The organism is Priestia filamentosa (genome assembly GCF_900177535.1).
GTDB classification, from domain to species: Bacteria; Bacillota; Bacilli; order Bacillales; family Bacillaceae_H; genus Bacillus_I; species Bacillus_I filamentosa.
In genome coordinates, this window is the sequence record NZ_FXAJ01000001.1 from 1,193,747 (window position 1) to 1,212,151 (window position 18,405).

General features: G+C 35.4%; 21 protein-coding genes. 16 read left to right on the top strand and 5 right to left on the bottom strand.

Annotated features, from left to right (window positions below; genetic code table 11):
• Window positions 1-71 precede the first annotated feature (71 nt).
• The 3 genes from B9N79_RS06140 (at window position 72) to B9N79_RS06150 (ending at window position 1,574) form a co-directional block, all read left to right on the top strand.
• On the top strand, window positions 72-767 hold the full coding sequence (locus B9N79_RS06140; protein WP_046217658.1) for a metallophosphoesterase: 696 nt from the start codon (window positions 72-74) through the stop codon (window positions 765-767).
• A gap of 121 nt (window positions 768-888) precedes the next feature.
• Window positions 889-1,149 carry a hypothetical protein gene (locus B9N79_RS06145; RefSeq protein ID WP_040056400.1) on the top strand — a complete coding sequence of 87 codons (261 nt, stop codon included), beginning with the start codon at window positions 889-891 and terminating at the stop codon, window positions 1,147-1,149.
• Between the two features lie 131 nt (window positions 1,150-1,280).
• Window positions 1,281-1,574, top strand: coding sequence for a hypothetical protein (locus B9N79_RS06150; RefSeq protein ID WP_085117973.1), 294 nt, complete (start codon window positions 1,281-1,283; stop codon window positions 1,572-1,574).
• Window positions 1,575-1,605: 31 nt separating this feature from the next.
• Here B9N79_RS06150 and B9N79_RS06155 read toward each other — a convergent pair whose 3' ends face one another.
• Entirely contained in the window at window positions 1,606-1,980 is a 375-nt protein-coding gene (locus tag B9N79_RS06155) for a PH domain-containing protein (protein WP_019392307.1), read from the bottom strand.
• Window positions 1,981-2,156: 176 nt separating this feature from the next.
• On the opposite strand from B9N79_RS06155, the gene B9N79_RS06160 reads away from it, so the two are divergent.
• The 6 genes from B9N79_RS06160 (at window position 2,157) to B9N79_RS06185 (ending at window position 8,634) form a co-directional block, all read left to right on the top strand.
• Entirely contained in the window at window positions 2,157-2,546 is a 390-nt protein-coding gene (locus B9N79_RS06160; protein WP_019392308.1) for a GntR family transcriptional regulator, read from the top strand.
• Window positions 2,539-3,438: an ABC transporter ATP-binding protein gene (locus B9N79_RS06165; protein WP_040056398.1), complete on the top strand. Its 900-nt coding sequence runs from the start codon at window positions 2,539-2,541 to the stop codon at window positions 3,436-3,438. Before B9N79_RS06160 ends, B9N79_RS06165 begins: the two co-directional genes overlap by 8 nt.
• The gene (locus B9N79_RS06170; RefSeq protein WP_048896831.1) at window positions 3,413-5,434 is read left to right on the top strand and encodes a DUF6449 domain-containing protein; all 2,022 of its coding nucleotides are present in this window, start codon (window positions 3,413-3,415) and stop codon (window positions 5,432-5,434) included. The genes B9N79_RS06165 and B9N79_RS06170 overlap by 26 nt, the downstream gene beginning before the upstream one ends.
• Before the next feature lie 28 nt (window positions 5,435-5,462).
• Window positions 5,463-5,969 (top strand): RNA polymerase sigma factor, encoded by a 507-nt coding sequence (locus B9N79_RS06175; protein ID WP_019392311.1) that lies wholly within the window; start codon window positions 5,463-5,465, stop codon window positions 5,967-5,969.
• A 128-nt stretch (window positions 5,970-6,097) separates the two neighbouring features.
• A complete protein-coding gene (locus B9N79_RS06180; RefSeq protein WP_046217657.1) occupies window positions 6,098-6,886 on the top strand; it encodes an ABC transporter ATP-binding protein in 789 nt (262 codons plus the stop codon).
• A complete protein-coding gene (locus B9N79_RS06185; protein ID WP_046217656.1) occupies window positions 6,883-8,634 on the top strand; it encodes a putative ABC transporter permease subunit in 1,752 nt (583 codons plus the stop codon). The genes B9N79_RS06180 and B9N79_RS06185 overlap by 4 nt, the downstream gene beginning before the upstream one ends.
• A 24-nt stretch (window positions 8,635-8,658) precedes the next feature.
• Here B9N79_RS06185 and B9N79_RS06190 read toward each other — a convergent pair whose 3' ends face one another.
• Window positions 8,659-9,435 carry a SurA N-terminal domain-containing protein gene (locus B9N79_RS06190; RefSeq protein WP_040056395.1) on the bottom strand — a complete coding sequence of 259 codons (777 nt, stop codon included), beginning with the start codon at window positions 9,433-9,435 and terminating at the stop codon, window positions 8,659-8,661.
• A gap of 295 nt (window positions 9,436-9,730) precedes the next feature.
• On the opposite strand from B9N79_RS06190, the gene B9N79_RS06195 reads away from it, so the two are divergent.
• The 6 genes from B9N79_RS06195 (at window position 9,731) to B9N79_RS06220 (ending at window position 15,916) form a co-directional block, all read left to right on the top strand.
• Window positions 9,731-10,369, top strand: a complete 639-nt coding sequence (locus B9N79_RS06195; protein WP_019392315.1) for a response regulator transcription factor — start codon at window positions 9,731-9,733, stop codon at window positions 10,367-10,369.
• The gene (locus B9N79_RS06200) at window positions 10,369-11,496 is read left to right on the top strand and encodes a sensor histidine kinase (RefSeq protein ID WP_048896830.1); all 1,128 of its coding nucleotides are present in this window, start codon (window positions 10,369-10,371) and stop codon (window positions 11,494-11,496) included. Before B9N79_RS06195 ends, B9N79_RS06200 begins: the two co-directional genes overlap by 1 nt.
• A gap of 119 nt (window positions 11,497-11,615) precedes the next feature.
• Entirely contained in the window at window positions 11,616-12,551 is a 936-nt protein-coding gene (locus tag B9N79_RS06205) for an ABC transporter ATP-binding protein (RefSeq protein WP_019392317.1), read from the top strand.
• Window positions 12,552-12,568: 17 nt separating this feature from the next.
• Window positions 12,569-13,693 (top strand): ABC transporter permease, encoded by a 1,125-nt coding sequence (locus B9N79_RS06210; protein WP_046217655.1) that lies wholly within the window; start codon window positions 12,569-12,571, stop codon window positions 13,691-13,693.
• A complete protein-coding gene (locus B9N79_RS06215) occupies window positions 13,694-14,833 on the top strand; it encodes an ABC transporter permease (protein ID WP_046217654.1) in 1,140 nt (379 codons plus the stop codon). It abuts the gene before it with no gap.
• A gap of 213 nt (window positions 14,834-15,046) precedes the next feature.
• Complete coding sequence (locus B9N79_RS06220; RefSeq protein WP_040056391.1) at window positions 15,047-15,916, top strand: PhzF family phenazine biosynthesis protein; 870 nt, start codon at window positions 15,047-15,049, stop codon at window positions 15,914-15,916.
• 65 nt (window positions 15,917-15,981) lie between these two features.
• On the opposite strand, the gene B9N79_RS06225 is transcribed toward B9N79_RS06220, so the two are convergent.
• Window positions 15,982-16,254 (bottom strand): HU family DNA-binding protein, encoded by a 273-nt coding sequence (locus B9N79_RS06225; protein WP_019392321.1) that lies wholly within the window; start codon window positions 16,252-16,254, stop codon window positions 15,982-15,984.
• A 370-nt stretch (window positions 16,255-16,624) separates the two neighbouring features.
• Between B9N79_RS06225 and B9N79_RS26015 the strand changes: the two genes are divergently transcribed.
• On the top strand, window positions 16,625-16,789 hold the full coding sequence (locus B9N79_RS26015) for a hypothetical protein (RefSeq protein WP_019392322.1): 165 nt from the start codon (window positions 16,625-16,627) through the stop codon (window positions 16,787-16,789).
• A 39-nt stretch (window positions 16,790-16,828) separates the two neighbouring features.
• Here B9N79_RS26015 and B9N79_RS06230 read toward each other — a convergent pair whose 3' ends face one another.
• Both B9N79_RS06230 and B9N79_RS06235 read right to left on the bottom strand, forming a co-directional pair.
• Window positions 16,829-16,966: a YycC family protein gene (locus B9N79_RS06230; protein WP_019392323.1), complete on the bottom strand. Its 138-nt coding sequence runs from the start codon at window positions 16,964-16,966 to the stop codon at window positions 16,829-16,831.
• 58 nt (window positions 16,967-17,024) lie between these two features.
• Window positions 17,025-18,248, bottom strand: a complete 1,224-nt coding sequence (locus tag B9N79_RS06235; protein WP_019392324.1) for an MFS transporter — start codon at window positions 18,246-18,248, stop codon at window positions 17,025-17,027.
• Window positions 18,249-18,405 lie beyond the last annotated feature (157 nt).

Consider the following 18,405-nt stretch of genomic DNA (forward strand, 5'->3'; position numbering starts at 1 on the left):
TCCCCTTTTTGTTAATTACTAAAGTATGTTAAATTAGTAAAGGATATTTAAAAACAAAGAGGGTTTAGCACATGAGAAAATTTGTGATAAGCGATATACACGGAAATTATGATGGGATGATGAAACTATTTCAATTTGCTAAGTTTGATCCATTGAAAGATCAGCTTGTTGTGATGGGCGACATGATTAACAGAGGCCCCCAGAGTGGTAAGGTGTTAAGCGAAATCAAACAGCTTCATGAAACATATAAAAATGTTTATGCTACCATTGGCAATCATGAAGAAATGATGCTCTGGTATTTAGAGCAAAAAAGCGACATGTGGGCCCATTTCGGAGGAAAAGAGTCTGCAGCAAGCATTAATGATGTGTTCAAAGAGGAAGGTGTCACACAAGCGGTAGAATGGGTGAAGTCGTTGCCGCTTTATATTGAGGATAACCAATTTATCTATGCACATGCTGGGATGTTATCTTTAAAAGATCGAAACAAGCGCAGCAACCTTTGGCTTAAAAAGAAAGAGCTTTACACATTGAATCCTCAGATTTTTTTAGCGCGGTTTAATGGGAAAATTCTTATCCATGGTCATACACCAACATGTTTTGCCATTTGTGATGGTGCAAGGTTAAATATTGATCTTGGAGCAAGCGTTATGAAAAATGGCCGACTTGGTCTTATTGAGCTAGAGCAAAAAGTAGTCTACAGTTATTACTTCGGAGAAGATAGAGTTGCGATGGAGAACATTAAAGATCTTGCCCATCAGATGAATTGAAGCCAAAAGCCTGCTTTAGATAGCAGGTTTTTTTATTTACACAAAACTAGTATTTCTGTCTAATCATGAAAGTATAAACGTACATATACTTTCAGTAACAAGGAGATAGGAGCTGATAGAAATGCCAAGAAGATTCCGAGGAAGAATTAGAGCAGTAGAAGGCTGTGACCGAGACCAAGATCAAGACCAAGTAGGCGGAGTTGACGACGTTAACGATTTTGATGATATCGGAGGAAGAAATCGAAATGGAAACAGAGCAACAGCTAATGTATATGACAGTGGAAACTCTAACGTTGAGCTAACGTTAGATATTGATGTAGATGGCGAGTCAAGAGCACGCGTGCGCTCAAGAGCAAATTCAAACAACAATGATGAAGAGTGAATACCATAAAAGGAAGCGAGAAAAACCTCGCTTTCTTTTGCGTTTTTTAGAAGAGCTAGTGATTTTGTCTAAGCAAAACAAGACAAACGTACATAACCTAGTACAAAGTGGAAAAGAAGGAGAGAAAAGTTATGGAGCAGTCGTCAGGTGCATCAATACACTCTAGTGGTAATGCAGATGTTGATGTAACAGTGCAGTTTGATACATCTCCGCTTGCGTATGCACTAGCCTGTTTCTTACATGCCACAGATCGAATTAACAGCGAGCAGTTTTCAAGAATGGTGAAAGATTTAGATTCATTAGGTCTTCGTGGAAAGATAGAGGAAAATAAGCAAGAGGCAATGAGAAAACAACGTCAAAGTGTGAAAAATGAAGTTAAGCTTGCTCGAACATTTGTAGGGAAATTAAAGAGGAAAAAACGATAAAAAAAGCAGGCAGCTGTAGTACTGCTTGCTTTTATATTACAAGTTCAGAAAGCGTTTTTTGAATGTCAAAAATGCTGTCGTCTTTTCTAAATTGTTTAGCAATAGGTGTTGCTCTTCCTGATACATAAATTTTTAGCTCAGCATCTAAATCAAACGTTCCTGCTGTTTCAACGCTAAAATGTGTAATACTTTTATAAGGAAGGGAAAGATATTCTATTTTCTTTCCTGTAACACCTTGTTTGTCAACAAGAATCAGTCGTTTGTTTGTAAAAACAATAAGATCTCGAACTAGTTTGTAAGAAGCACCGATTTCTTCTCCAGCCATTAAAAGTCGACTAAGTTCTTTCTTTATTTCCTCTTTGTTTGCTTCTGTTGCATTTCCCATCAATCCATTAAAAAGACTCAAATCAACCACTCCTTTTCTAATGTATACGGTTGAAAGGAGTAATTGGTTTCATATTTCTAAATGAACTTTTAAAATTTTTATTGCAAATTTCTTATGGTATTTATATAATACTAACTGTAATACAACTGTTAATACAGTTAATACATAAAATAAAGGGCAGCGGAAGGAGGAAAGAGATGATCTCATTAGATCTACGCAGCCGTAAGCCTATTTACGAACAGCTTGTTGAGAAATTAAAAGAGCTAATTATTCATGAAGTATTTAAAGCAGATGAAAAACTTCCGTCTGTTCGATTTTTATCAAAAGAACTAACGGTAAATCCGAATACAATCCAAAAAGCATATCGAGAGCTTGAACATCAAGGATACATTTATTCTATTCCAGGTAAAGGGAGTTTTGTTGTTCCACAAGCTATTACAACAAACAATGAGAAGGTGGAAAAAGTGAAAAGTGATTTAGTGAAAATACTTTCAGAAGCCTTGTATCTTGGGCTTGATAAAGAAGAAATTGTGCGGTTGATTGAAGAAGCAGAGAAAACGGTGAAGGGAGGAGAGATACGTGATTAAGTTTGAGAACGTAAAGAAAGAATTTGAGAGCGTTGAAGCAGTGCAAGGTGTAAGTGGGACGATTGAAAAAGGTTCTATTTATGGTTTGCTTGGTTCAAACGGCGCGGGAAAAACCACCCTTATGAAGATTTTAGCAGGAATTTATAAAGAAGACAGCGGCAGTGTGACAGTTGATAATCAACCTGTATTCGAAAACGTTGAATTAAAGCAAAAGCTTATTTTCATTCCGGACGTTCTTTATTTCTTTCCGCAAACAACGATTCGTCAAGCTGCTAACTTTTATCGGGATACGTATACAGCATGGAACGAAGAACGATTTCAAAAACTCTATCACGTATTTAACATTTCACCTAAGAAAAAAATTCAGCGGTTATCAAAAGGAATGCAGCGTCAAGTTGCGTTCTGGCTCACACTTTCCGCAATGCCCGATATTTTGCTTATGGATGAACCGCTAGATGGGTTAGATGCGGTGATGAGACAGAAAGTAAAGAATCTTCTTATTGAAGATGTTGCAGAAAGAGACATGACAATTTTAATTTCCTCTCATAATTTACAGGAGGTTGAGGATCTTTGTGATCATATTGGAATTTTACATAAAGGAGAACTTTTGTTTGAAAAAGACCTAGATGATTTAAAATCAGACGTTCACAAAGTTCAGCTTGCTTTTAAAGGGGATATTCCACAAGCACTGTTAGAAAAGCTTGACCTTTTATATGAAGAAAAACGAGGAAGCGTTCTGCTTTGTATTGTAAAAGGAAAAGAAGAGCACATTTCTTCATTAATCAAACAATATAGACCTGTTATTTTTGATATTCTACCGTTGACTCTTGAAGAGATCTTTATTTACGAAATGGGAGGTGTTGGATATGCGGCAGAAAACCTCCTTGTTTAATAAAGGGATTTTTGTTCAAGATTTACGAAGTGTTGGATGGATTGGGATTGTATATTTTCTGTTGCTTGTAGCGGTTGGGCCGTTGCAAACATTACTTAAAATTGAAGAGTATCGTAAAACCGTCCTAGAGCCCCAATATTATATGCAAAGTCGAGTGATAAACTTTTTTGAGTTGGATAGTGCTCACGTTTTATTAACTTTTACTGTTCCAGTTGTGTTGTCCATCTTTTTATTTCGTTATCTTCATACAAAAATGGCAGCCAATTATATTCACAGTTTACCAATGAAGAGGAGTACTCTATTTCATCAGCGAATGTTAACAGGTAGTTTACTATTACTCTTGCCGCTAGTAATAGATACTTTTATTATGTTTGGGATTGGACAAGGATATGATCTAGGAACAGCCTATTCTTTTAAAAGTCTATCACTTTGGTTTGTTACTTTGCTCCTATTTAACCTGTTTGTATTTGCAGGTAGCACGTTTGTTGCCATGTTCACAGGGATGTCACTTCTTCAGGGAGCACTAACTTATATTATGTTTATACTGCCAATTGGAATTTTCACGATTATCTTACAGTATGAGGATCTGTTTCTTTTCGGATTTTCTTCTGAACTCGTACAGAGTGGATATTCTTCTAAAATTTTTCCTATAGAGCGAATGGCGAATATAACAGATGGACCCCTTTCTTTATTAGAATGGTGTATTTATATTTTAGTAACGGTTTTCTTCTACAATGTTGCTCTCCTCATATACAGACATAGAAAGACAGAAGCAGCTACACAGGCTATCGTTGTGAGGCCACTTCGCCCTGTATTTAAATACGGGGTCACTACTTGTTTTATGTTAGTAGGTGGAGTTTATTTTTGGAGCAACCAAGATGATATAAAATGGCTTATTGTAGGGCTTATTATAGGATCTTTAATTGGTTATATTATAGGAAGCATGATTTTAGAAAAAACATGGCGTATCTTTTCGAAATGGAAAGGATATATCGGTTTTGCCATTGCTGCTTTTATTATAATGTTTACACTTAATCTAGATGTCTTCGGATATGAAAATCATGTTCCGAAAAGCAATGAAATTAAACGGGTTTATATAAGCTCAGAATATGTTGATATAGAAACTCTTTTAGCTAATGATAACGAGTTTAACAGATATATTGAGGAATCGATTAAAAACGGAGAATTTAATTCTGAAGCTGAAGCAAGAAGATATTATAAAAGAGAGTTCTTTAAAAATAAAAATGATATTAACAATGTGATTAAGCTTCACAAATCTATTATAAATGATAAGGAAAAACTACAATCGCTTCACAAAAGCCGGGATAATATGGTGATTTTCGTTTATGAGCTAAAAGATGGAAGTCACGTTATGCGTCAGTATAGTTTACCAAATCATAAATATGATAATGTATACAAACCAATCGTAGAATCTGATGAATATAAAGAAAACCTTTATCCTGTTTTAAGTTTGAAAGAAAATGAAGTTCAGCAAATTATTCTAACAAACGGTATAGGTTTTATGGAGAAGCAAGAAGTAATTTCTGATTCAAATGATGTCAAAGAATTGTTCAATCTTATGAAACAAGATGCAAGAGCACAAACATATGGAGATATTATAAGAGGCAAAGGGATGTTAATTAATGTAGAATTTATAACTGGAAAAGATCGTATGCGAACGGATCAGATTCCTCTTACATTTACGAAAACTATAAAATGGCTTAAAGAACACCATCTCTATGATAAAGTTGTTCCAAAAGCAGATGAGTTTGATTATGTGGTTGTGAAGAAATATAACATTAATGGATCTCACGAAGAGATTGCTTCAACAGAGGAAATTACAGATAAAAATAAAATTAATCAGCTTATTAAATTAAGCTCTGATAAAGGCTTGGAATATAGCATAGACTTCGTATCAAAAAATGGACATTCTAATTATGAAGTAAATGTTCAATATGAAGACTTACCAAATGACATTAAAAAGCAACTAAACTAGAAAAAGAGAATAAGAGAGGAGAGGAGTCGTGACACATTCTACACCGTCACAGCTTATGACAGTTTGGTATGAGCAATATCGCCATGATTTATGCCGCTATGTACGCACGATTGTAAAGGATGCTTACCAAGCAGAAGATATTATTCAAGAGACGTTCGTCAAAGCTTTTCAGCATATTGAATCACTTGAAGCTGTTACAAAACCACAGAAATGGCTCTATAGAGTTGCTCATAATTTAGCCATTGACTTTTTAAGAAGAGAAACAACAAAAGATAGAACAGAAGCAAACATGAAGTTTAGTTATTTTCCAGCTCCTTCAACAGAAGAAGTTGTTTCAATAAGAGAAGCATCAAAAGAACTGGTTCAAGCAGTAAATATGCTAAAACCTTCTTATAAATCGGTCGTTACGATGCGCAAGATTCAAGGTCTTTCCCTTGACGAAACTTCTGCGTTGCTTTCATGGCCGAAAAGCAAAGTGAAAGTAACGTTATGCAGAGCATTAAAGAAATTGCGAAGTACAAAGGAATCTCAGTAAGAAAAAGCTCTCCAGTAAAATGGAGAGCTTTTTTGCTGTCTTCTGTTGTAGGAAAGAAGAAATGCATGTTACGATGATTATGGGTAAATATGTAAAAATAAGATTTTTTTAGAAGGAGATGACCCCTATTGAGTGAATTTGCATTAGAGGTTCAAAATCTACAGAAGAAGTATGGGAAATTCGAAGCTTTGAAACCGTTAAATTTAACTGTGAAAAAAGGAGAGTTATTTGGCTTTCTTGGTCCTAATGGAGCAGGTAAAACGACAACGATTAAGATGATGACAGGTCTGTTAGAACCGTCAAGCGGTAAGGCTGTAATTGGAGGAACAAATATATGGATATCACCAATTGAGGCAAAGAAAAAGATTGCTTACGTTCCAGATCAGCCTAATCTTTATCCGAAGTTAACAGGATGGGAGTTTTTAGAGTTTATCGCTTCTGTTTATCAAGTTCCCGCAGAGGAGTTTAGACAGCGAGCTGAAAAACTATTAAACTTGTTTGATTTAAAACATCGTGCAGATGAGCTTACAGAAGGATATTCACATGGAATGAAGCAAAAAATTGCCTTATGCGGCGCTCTTCTTCATAAGCCAGATGTTTTATTTTTGGATGAACCTACAGTCGGTCTTGATCCGAAAAGTGCAAAAGTGTTAAAAAACTATTTGCGAAAAATATGTGATGAAGGAACAACAGTTTTTGTATCAACGCATATTTTAGAAATTGCAGAAGTGATGTGTGATAGGGTCGGAATTATTTTAGGAGGAGAGCTTATTGCCCTTGGAACGATGAAAGAACTCCGTGAGCAAGGAGGAAGAGAAGGAGCAACGCTTGAAGATATTTTCTTAGAGCTAACAGGTGGTGAAGAAGGGGAAGCACTTATGGCCGAAATTTCAAAAGATGAGGATGATGCTTCATGATGAAAGAGATGCTTAAAGTTCAGCAGCGCATGCTTTTTAATAGCATACGATCTCAAGGGACAAAAGGCGCTTTTACATACGGAATATCCGCTTTGTTCATTCTCGTATTAATGATCATTTTAGCACGGCTTACGTGGAGCCTTGCTTCGAACCTACCAGATGGGGTGTTCGAAAGTTTTTTACCGTATATTTTATTAGCCATGTTATCATTCATTTTATTAATGGGAATTCCTCAAGTATTCAAAAATCTTTATTCAGCACAGGACCTTCAATTACTATTTACAATGCCAATTCCTACAAAAACGATTTTTTGGGTCAAGTATATCCAAAGCATTGTAGGGATTCCGCTACTTGTTTTCCTGTTGTTTTTTATTCCAGCTTTAACATTTGGAATTCACGGAAATGTATCCATTTTATTTTATTTTGTTGCCTTTGTTGTTGGAGCAAGCATTGTGTTGATTGGATTATCAATTGCTTATCTATTTAATCTGGGACTTATTCAAATTGTGCCTCCTTCTCGTGCAAATGAACTTATGACTGTTATGAGTGCTTTATCTGGATTGCTTGTTTATGCCTTATTTCAGCTCCCAAATCTTTTGAACGATTCTTCAAGAGGAGCCAATATGATCGAGAATTACCAGTTTCCGAATTGGACACCAATGAGTCTTGGAGGAGAAGCGCTTTTTCAGGCTAGAGTTGGAAGCATCGATTTTCTTCTGCCGCTTTTCTTCCTTCTCCTTCAGGCTGTTGTTTTCTTTTTTCTCTCCTCACTTCTTGTTGAAAAAGGATTCAGAACAGGATGGATTCGACTTAGTGAAGGGTCAAGGAAAAAGAAAAAAAGCAAGAAAGCCCAAACTTCAGGTGCTGTGCGACATCCTGTTATGGCACTAGGGTTAAAGGAATGGAAAGCTATATCAAGAGATTTAAGGGAATGGATGATATTTATGCCTCTGGGGTTCTTTTTAATCTTGCCTATAATTGTTTTTATGAATAATGAAGAGGGGCTAAAAATTCTTATCCAAAATACAGAGCTTACATTAGTGATTGTGCAAGGGGCATTTTTATTTGTTTATGCTGTGTTTACAGGAAGTCTAGCAGCTGCCTCTATTGGAAGAGAAGGACCTGCAGCTTGGATGCTTAGTGTGCTGCCTGTTACAGGGGTTCAAGTAGCTCTCGGAAAGCTTTGGATTAGCTGGCTTTTACCGTTTGGAATTTTATCATTTCTTGAAGGTGTTGCTGGAATTTTCTTAAGCTGGCCGATTCATTATCATCTTATTGTACTGATTATGAATGCATTTGTAGCGCTTGGCATTAGTTCCATTGGAATTTGGATCGGCACAATAGGAGCGAGGTACAATCCAAACAGTCCTCAGCAGCGTAATAGTGTAATTACAAGTCTTTTTCTTTTACTTCTGTCTTACGCTTATCTTTTGTTGATGTTTGTGCCGTTCGTTTTATTAATTGTTCCAACAGAAGCGATAGAGCTTGTGGGGAGTTTAAAAGGTGAAACAAGGGGCTTCTTCTCTTTTATTGTCGATAACTCCGCTTTTTTATTGGACTTAAAGCGCCAATCAACTCCACTTGGTATTTCAATAGGGTTTATTAGTTTGGTTGTCATCTCGTGCCTTGTTACGTACTTTATGGTGACGATTGCAGGAAAACGGATGGATGGAGGCGTCGATATTAAGTTTGTTGAAAACAAAGGAAACATTCGTTTTAAGAAAAACTCCATAAGCCGAAAATTATAAAAAAACCAGCCGTTAGGCTGGTTTTTATATCTTAACATCTACTTTTCCATCTTTTTTCAGTTCGTTTACTTTGTTCATCAAGTTTTCTTGCTGATTTTGTTCTTCAAGGCTTTGTTTAATTTGAGGTTTTACATCCTCTAATTTTGGAACTTCTTGCTGTTGTTTACTATCGCTTTGCTTCAGCTGTTGTACTTGTTGATCATAAGTATCTTGAATCTGTTTGTCTGTTACTGTTCCTTTAGGGATTTCTTTTTCCACATATTTGTTCGTTTGAACAACGTCACTAATTTGAGCCTTCAAGTCATCTAAACTTAAATCAGCTTCTTTTAATGCTTTATTGAACTCTTTATCTGTTTTATAAGGTTTTTTAACTTCATCAAGCTCTTTTTGAATTTCTTCGTTTGTTGCTTTATAGCCTTTTTTAGCAGCATCTTGAGAAATCAATTCTTGGTTGACTAGACCATCTAACGTTTGTTTCTTTATTTGTTTAGCAGCTTCTTTTGAAGTTGGATCTTGTCCATATTGTTGCATTTGACTTTGAGAAGTAGAGAGAGCCATATTATAGTCGCTTCCAAGTATTTTTTGTCCGTTAACTGTTGCAACTACTTTTTTCTCATCTACTTTTTGTTTAGCAAGCTTTTCTTGCATTTCTTTCATTTGTTTTTCTTGGTCTTTTTTACTTGTTTGCTGTTCAGTTTGAGTATCTTTTGATTTATCGCTTGCATTGTCATCGTTTGAACCACATGCAGTGAGCGTAACGGCTAATAATCCTGCGATAAGAGGATACGTGAATTTCTTCATGACTTTCTCCTTTCTGAAACAAAAATAGATATCTTTTCTAAAAAAGTATCTAGTGGGCATTGTAAAGCATATCGATAGAAAAAGAAACCTTTGAGCTTTATTTTTGCACTTTGTAATCAAAATGAAAAACTTTGTAATAGTGAATGCAATGGAAAATAACTCTATAATGATGAGGTTTTACTTCTAATATGTACGAAGAATCTTAAAAAAATAACAAGACTTTGTAAAATGAACAATAAAGCACCGTGTTATAATAAACAAAAAAATACTTAAATGCATAAAAGTGGGGGAATAAATGGAGAAAATTAAGGTGATTATTGCAGATGATAACTCATTCGTCCGCGAAGGAATGAAAATTATTTTGAGTACATATGAAGAATTTGATGTCGTAGGTCTTTTTGTAGATGGAGAAGAAGCTGTAGCATATTGTGAACATCATTCTCCTGATGTAGCTCTGTTAGATATTCGTATGCCTAATATGAATGGAGTTGAAGCAACAAAGATTTTGAGCGAGAAAACGAACGTAAAACCGCTTATTCTCACAACGTTTGACGATGATGAATATGTATTGGATGCAATAAGGAACGGGGCGCGTGGTTACTTACTAAAAAACAACGATCCCGAGCGAATCCGGGATGCTATCAAAAGTGTTTATATGGGCCACACCGTTATGCAAGATGTTGTACTTGATAAAATTAAATCAAACTTGCAGCCTGCTAAAGAAGAGGTAAGAATTGATAAAAATCTTTTTACAGAAAGAGAAATTATGGTGATGTCTCTTATTGCGAAAGGACTTTCTAATAAAGAAATCGCGGCAAAGCTGTTTATGTCAGAGGGAACAATCGCAAATTATGTGAGTACAATTTTATCAAAGGGTAATTTAGGACACCGCACAAAAATTGCCATCTATTATTTAACAGGGAAAGTAGATTAATGGTTAGAAAAGAACAGCTAATGGAAGAATGGGTTTTATACAGTAAAGCGGTACTACTCTTATACTTTATGCTTCAGTATGTAAATGAGGCCGGAGAAAAAGTTCCATGGGTAGTATGTTCACTTTTACTTTATGTTTGTTGCAATGTTTTACTTTATATTATGAAGAAAAGAAACGTGAAGCTTGTTGTATTGCTTTTATCTCTCACAGTGCTTGCTATGAGTGCTATATTGCTTCATATCTTCTTTCTTTTACTTCTTCCGTTAAACATATACGAACTTCTTTTTTATCAGGGGAAAAGACTATCATGGGGGATGCCTGCTGCTCTTATTGTTCTCTTTTTTCTCCCTTATTATGTGCAAATTTTATACGGATTTGTAACTGTCTTTACGTTTTTGACGTTTACAATATTAGCTCGTTATTCAAGTAGAATTGTTTTCTTGGAACAAAAAGAATTAAATCTTCGCAAGGACCTTCATAATACAAAGCGAAATCTTCATGAAAAAGAGGAATGGAAAAAGCAATCTCAGTATATGTTTAAGCTTGAAGAACGCAATCGTCTTTCTCAAGAAATTCATGATAAAATCGGGCATGCCATGACAGGAGCTTTAATTCAGATGGAAGCCTCAAAACAGCTTCTAGGACGTGATGAAAAAAAAGCAAAAGAGCTTTTGCAAAATGCTATTAATATTTCCAGTGAAGGAATTGAAAGTATCAGGTTGACGTTAAAAAAAATTAAACCTCCCTCAGAACAAATGGGCGTAAATCAGCTTAAAACGCTTATTAATGAGTTTATCGTTCGAACGAACGTTTCTACCTCTTTTTTGTATAGCGGAGATTTAGATAAAATGGGACCAATCTATTGGAAGGTTGTGTATGAAAATATTGCGGAGGGACTTACAAATTCTCTAAAGTATAGCAATGCAAGTGAGATTACAGTTGAAGTAGCTGTGTTAAATAAAGTGGTTAAGGCTCAGATAAAAGACAATGGAACAGGAGCAGAGAAAGTAATAAAAGGAATGGGGATTATAGGAATGGAAGAACGTGCTGCATCTTTAAACGGACAGATTATTGTAGATGGATCAAACGGCTTTTCTGTTACAACGCTGCTCCTTTTATCATCTTAAATGTGTTTCTTCCTAAAAATAATGAATATTCTCATCTAAAAAACATGAACTTCTGCACTACGGAAGTTCATGTTTTTTATTTACAATGAGAAAAGATAAGGAACTGAAAGGGTGACGGTATGAACGTTTTAGAATTGAGAAATGTTACAAGAAAATTTAATGACTTTATCGCTGTTGATAATATGTCTTTATCAATCCAAAAAGGTGAGATTTTTGGTTTGCTTGGAGCAAATGGAGCTGGGAAAAGTACAACGATTAATATGATAGCAAGCTTGTTGCAAATTACAGAAGGTGAAATTGAGATTTTAGGAAAAAGCATTACTAAACACCGGAAGTTTGCCAAAATGAATATTGGAATTGTTCCGCAAGATATTGCCATTTATGAAAATCTCACAGCAAGTGAAAATATTAAATTCTTCGCTGGACTTTATGGACTAAGAGGAAGTTTGTTAAAACAGCGTGTTGAAGAAGCTTTAGAGTTTGTAGGGCTTATAGATAAAGCAAAAAGTTTTCCAAAAAGTTTCTCAGGAGGAATGAAACGCCGTCTGAATATTGCATGTGCAATTGCGCATCGACCAAAGCTGTTAATTATGGATGAACCAACGGTTGGTATTGATCCTCAGTCTCGTAAGCATATTTTGGAGTCAGTCAAAAAGCTTAATGAAATAGGTTCTACCATCATTTACACAAGTCACTATATGGAAGAAGTAGAAGCACTCTGTACGAACATTGCGATTGTTGATCATGGCAAAATTATTGCAAAAGGATCAAAAGAAAATCTTAAGTCACTGATTACAGATGTAAAAGAGCTCTGGGTTGAAGTAAAAGATCCCTTGTATGTTAATTGTGAATCTATAGAAGAAATTGCTGGGGTAAAGCGTGCAAGCGTTGAAGGAAATATAATTAAAATTTATTCAGATGTAGAAATTCAAAACTTGAATAAAATTATCCAAACTTTACTGAAAGCAGAAGTGGAAATAAGTTCGTTGGAAGAAAAAGCACCTAATTTAGAAACGGTATTTTTAACATTAACAGGACGTAATCTAAGAGACTAGGAAAGGAGGGAGAATTTATGAGGATCATCAATCTGATGGTAAAGGAAATAAAAAGCTACTGTCGAGATAAACAAACGTTTCTGTTTTATCTCGCTCTTCCAATTGGTCTTATGTTTATTTTAGGAACAGCTCTTTCTGGAGCGTTTGCAAAAGATGTGTCTATTAATAATGTGAACATTTTATATAAAAATAAAGGAGACAGTGAATTCACCGAAAGTTTTAAAAGTTTTATAAAAGAAATGGAGAAAGAAAATGATCTATCTTTTAAAGAAGCAAAAGGAAAGTTAGATGGAAAAGAAGCGATAAGGAAGGGAGAATATACAGCTTATATTGAACTTCACTCAAAAGAGGTAAAAATTTATAAAAATAGCGCTGCCTCTGTTGAACAAAGCGTTGTTCAAGCTATTATGCAAAATTTCGTAGATCGATATAATGCTGTATATGAAGTAACTAAAATAAATCCTAAAGGAATAGAAGAAGCTATAACAGCAAGCAACAGTGACTACATGAAAGAAAGGTCACTAAACTCACCTGATAAGCCAAATTCGATGGATTACTACGCTGTTGTGATGACAACAATGACAGCATTTTTTAGCTTGTTTCATAGTTTTCATCTTTTAAGAGGAGAAACAGTGCTTCATACGAGTGACAGACTTCTATCTTCACCAATTAGCAAGTTTGAAATTTTCGTTGGCAAGGTTTTAGGGAATTTAGTGGTGAATATGATGTTTCTCTTAGCAGTTATTTTATTTAGTAAATACGTTTTTAAAGCAAATTGGGGGGATCATCTCTTCCTTATTTTCCTCCTTTTAGCTACGGAAGTATTTCTAGCTGTCAGCTTAGGAATTTGTATTAGCTATATTGCTAAAACTCCTCAAACAACAAGCGTTATTTCCATTGTTTTTGTACAGCTCGCTAACTTTTTTGGAGGCGCCTATTTTCCTTTCACAGCAGAAGAGGGCACATTTTTGCACCTTATCGTAAATCTTTCTCCGCTTCATTGGGCAAATAAAGGAATATTAGATGTTATATATGCGGGAAGTTTTGACACAGCTCTCTCCGTTCTCTTTGGTAACATTGGGATCGCTTTACTATGTATTTTAATCACTACTTTTGCTCTGCAGAGACGGGAGGGACTATAAGTGAAAGAAACAGGATGGATTATAAAAAATATTATAAAAAGCTTGTTAAATATGAAAGGAGGTCTTCTTTTATATTTATTCATTCCGCTTGCAGGAATTATTTTATCAACAGTTATACATGGAAGTGACAATCCGGACATCCGAATTGGCGTTGTTGATGAAGATAAAAGTGGACTCACAAAAGACACTTTCTCTTTTTTAAAAGGATTAGAAAATATGAATGTTGAAAAAATTTCAATTAAACAACAAGAGGAATCTCTAACAGCAGGAGAAAAAGATCTTATTATTATTTTTAATAGCGGATTTGAGGAAAGTGTTAAAAGAGGAAAACCAGAAGGGATTGAGCTTGTATCCCTTAAAGGAGAAGAAGCAACGGCTTTTGTAAAAAGCTATCTTGCCAGTTATATTGATAATGTGGCTTCAATTGCGCATGGAACAGAGGGGGATGAAGAGTTTCAGCTTGTTTATAACCGCTATCAGAACTCTGAAGTTAGTGTAACAGCCGGCACACTTGAAAACACCTCTCAGTATAAGCAAATGACGTACAGTTCCATTGGTTTTCTAATTGTCATCATGTTATCCTTTGCTATGTCATTATCACTGCTTATTTTAAAAGAGAAAGAGACAAGAACTTATTATAGAATTACGGCAGCTCCTATTACAGCAAGACAGTATGTAGCAGCAAACATTATTGTAAATATGATTGTGATGAGCGTACAGGTTATCTTAACATTAACAGTTATGAAAGTTGTTTTTCACATTGATTACGGGCTGGCGTCTTGGCAACTTTTTTCTCTCATGTTCTTATTTTCTTTTGTATCCGTTGGGCTCTCATTAGCGCTCATCTCTTTTGTGAATTCAACTTCTGCAGCACCTGCTTTACAAAATGCCGTACTTATTCCTACATGCATGCTATCAGGCTGCTTTTGGCCTATTGAAGTTATGCCAGATTCCATCCAGAAACTTGCTGACTTCCTGCCACAAAAATGGGTGTTAGAAACGATTACAAAATTTCAAGAAGGAAAAGGATTAGAAGATTTGTATATGAATTTTATTGTGCTGTTTTCATTTGGGATTGCTTTCTTTTTGATTGCTATCTATAAATTTAGTCGAAATAAAAGTGTACGAACGTTTGTTTAACAAAACTTGTCTTGCCTACAATCAAGGAAGTTAAAATAATAAAAAGAGCTAATTTCTGATATAGAGCTGGGAGATTAGCTCTTTTTATAAGTTGCTGACGTTCTTATTGTAATTAGTAATAACAGTAACCTAAAGTATGAAACACGAAAACTAACAAATAAGAATTTATATTTTAATAGGATATGGTAAAATTTATAAAAAGGGGGGCGTGTAATGACCATTAAATTTCATATTGTTGATGTGTTTTCAAAAGGGCGCTACAGTGGAAATCAGCTTGCTGTTTTTGAAAATGCTCATCATTTATCAACGGAAGAGATGCAGAAGATTGCAAAAGAAGTGAATTTCTCTGAAACAACCTTTCTTTTGGATGATAAAGAAAGGGACGGAGCGTGGGATGTAAGGATTTTTACGCCAACAGAAGAGGTTCCATTTGCAGGGCATCCCACGTTAGGAACAGCACATATTATTAGACAACATTTATTGGAAGCAGATGTGAAAAATATTACCTTACGTTATAAGATTGGCCCAATTTCAGTTACATTTGAAGAAGACGGAAAAGTTTTTATGCTCCAAAATGAACCAACATTCGGGAAAACGATTGAAAAAGAAGAAGCTGCTGCTGTTTTAAATATAGGGACAGAAGAGCTTTGTGATACATATCCTGTTCAAGAAGTTTCAACAGGACTGCCTGTCATTATTGCTCCTATCAAAACACTACAAACCGTTAAAAACATTGTTGTGAATGAAAGAGCTTATTTTGAAATGATAAAAGATAGAGAAGCAAAAGCAATCATGGTATTTTGTCCTGAAACAGTAGAAGGGAATACGCTGCATGCTCGTGATTTTTGCTCTTACTATGGAGTCCCGGAAGATCCAGCGACAGGAAGTGCTAATGGCTGTCTTGGTGCCTACTGCATCTACCACAACTATTTTAGGGAAAGCTCTATATCTATGACGGTCGAACAAGGGTATGAGATAGGGAGACCTTCTCTTTTGTTTGTAAAAGTAAAAAAGGATGAGAAATTTTATATCGAAGTTGGTGGATATGTCGAACATATTGCTTCTGGGGCATGGAACGTATAGATTATGTATGAAAAAAAGTCGCCTTCTCATTGAGAAGGCGACTCCTTTGTAGTGACATTTTTTGTTTACTTAACAGCTTCTTTTAACTCTTTCCCTGCTTTAAAGGCAGGTACTTTTGAAGCTGGGATTTGAATTTCTTCTCCTGTTTGTGGATTACGGCCTGTACGAGCTGAGCGCTCACGTACTTCAAATGTACCGAATCCAATGAGCTGGATTTTTTCTTCTTTTGATAATGTTGATGAAATTGTGTCAAACAAAGCATCAAGAGCTTTTGTTGCATCTTTTTTGCTTAGTTCCGCTTTTTCAGCTACTGCATTAATTAAATCTGTTTTATTCACACTAAACACCTCTTCATTTTAGCTTTTGTGTAGAAATATCCTTTATATGAAACATTTTACAAGCATCATCTCTTCTACACAAGAGAAATTGTTTAAAATAAAAAATTAGTCTGGTTATACATGAAGCATGATATGTTTTTATGATAACCTGTTATCAGTAATAACCGAATCTTTCATAGAATAAACCTTTTCTATTAAAAAAATTTATTTTGCTCTCCTAAGATGACATTTGTACAATAGGAAAGATGGGGAAAAAGCACTTTATAAGCGGGAAAGAACCATCTATTGGAAGAGGATCTAGAAAGAAAAGTTTGCTATAAAGAGAGAAAAACAATCTATTTTCAAAGGAAAAGATATCAGGAGGGATACAGTGGCAGATTGGACGATGCTAACAGAACAAGAACGAGAGCAGCTTTCAAATATGATAGAGGAAATGACGTCTTCAGAAAAAGAAAGCGATGTGAAACAAACAAGCGAGAAGATTCATCGCTTTATTGATTTATTGGAAGAAAAGCAGCAATCTAAAAAAAGATAGTATTATAAAAGGCAGAAGAATTTCTTCTGCCTTTTGTTTTTATTGTTCTTCTTTTTGCATTTCCGCAAGCTTTGCAAGTAGGATATGCTGTGGCATATGCATAATTTGCTCAAGCGGCATATTTAGCGACTGTGCTAGTTTTTGAGCTGTTTCAGCCGATATTTGTAAAGGTCTCATACAAGTTTCTCCTTAGCTTTTTTTTCATCATATCATAAATCAAAGCCGTACGTGACCTTTATTTATACCACTCTTGGATCCGTTCATCTTTTGGAAGAAGAAACGTTAAAAATCCAAGGATAGGGAGGAAACCGACGCTAATAATCGTTGGATTGAGACCTATTTTATCAATGAAAAACCCTAAAGCAACGCCACCAATAGCTCCCATTCCAAATGCCAATCCAACGGTTAATCCAGACATTGTACCAATTTTTCCTGGCACAAGTTCTTGTGCATATACAACAGTTACAGAAAAACTGGACATTAAAACGAGCCCAATGAGAGCTAGAAAAACGTAAGCTAAGAGCGGACTGACATATGGTAAGGAAAGTGAGAATGGAACGGTTCCAAGCATTGAAAATAATATAACGTTTCTTTTGCCAAAACGATCTGCAAGAGGTCCGCCTAAAAATGTCCCAACAGCTCCCATGAGAAGAAAAAGAAAAATATAGCTTTGAGATTCAGAGATGCTTGCTTCATAGTTTTGAATCGTATAAAAAGCATAAAAATTAGAAATGGCACTAATATACCAAGAACGGGCAAAGATGAGAAAAATAATGATAAGTAATGCGCCTTTAATTGCTTTTTTGGATTCTACATTCATCTGGCGCTCTGCTTTTCGCTTCTTCGGCGTATACATAACAAGGCGTGAACTATACCATCTAGCAATATAAAAAAGTAGAGCAACGGCCACCCCGCCGAAGATTGTAAACCAAGCAGCTCCCCCTTGCCCAAGCTTTGCTAGCACAAGCGCTGTCATTAAAGGAGCAAGCGCTTGCCCTGAATTTCCTCCGACTTGATAAATAGATTGAGCAAGCCCGCGTCTATTTCCAGCTGCCATGTAGGCTACACGCGAACCTTCTGGATGAAAAACTGCAGATCCAAGCCCGATAAAAAATACACAAAGTAAAATAGTTTCAAATGAAGGAGCAAAAGCAAGAAAAAACATGCCAAGCATACTGCTTGTAAGCCCAAGTGGCAGAGCATAAGGGATTGGTTTCTTGTCTGTATAAAGCCCTACAACAGGCTGCATGACAGAAGAAACCATGTTAAGGGTAAAAGAAATAAGTCCAAGTTGTGTGAATGTCAATCCCATTGATCTTTCTAAAATTGGAAACATAGCAGGGATAACAGCTTGTAAGGCATCATTTAATAAATGACAAAGTCCAATAATAAATAAAATGTTGTACACTGTTATTTTTTCTATGCTATCCGGTTTTGGTGCAGCAACAGTAGTTCCCATAAAAAAATCCTCCTTTCAAAATATGTAAAATAGAAAAGCTACTCTTTATGATAGGCACAAATGAAAAGGAATTCAAGATAAGGGGGAGAAAAGAGGTAAAAAAAAGCTTGTAAAACACAATGATAATCATTATCATTGTATGGAGTTATACTATAAT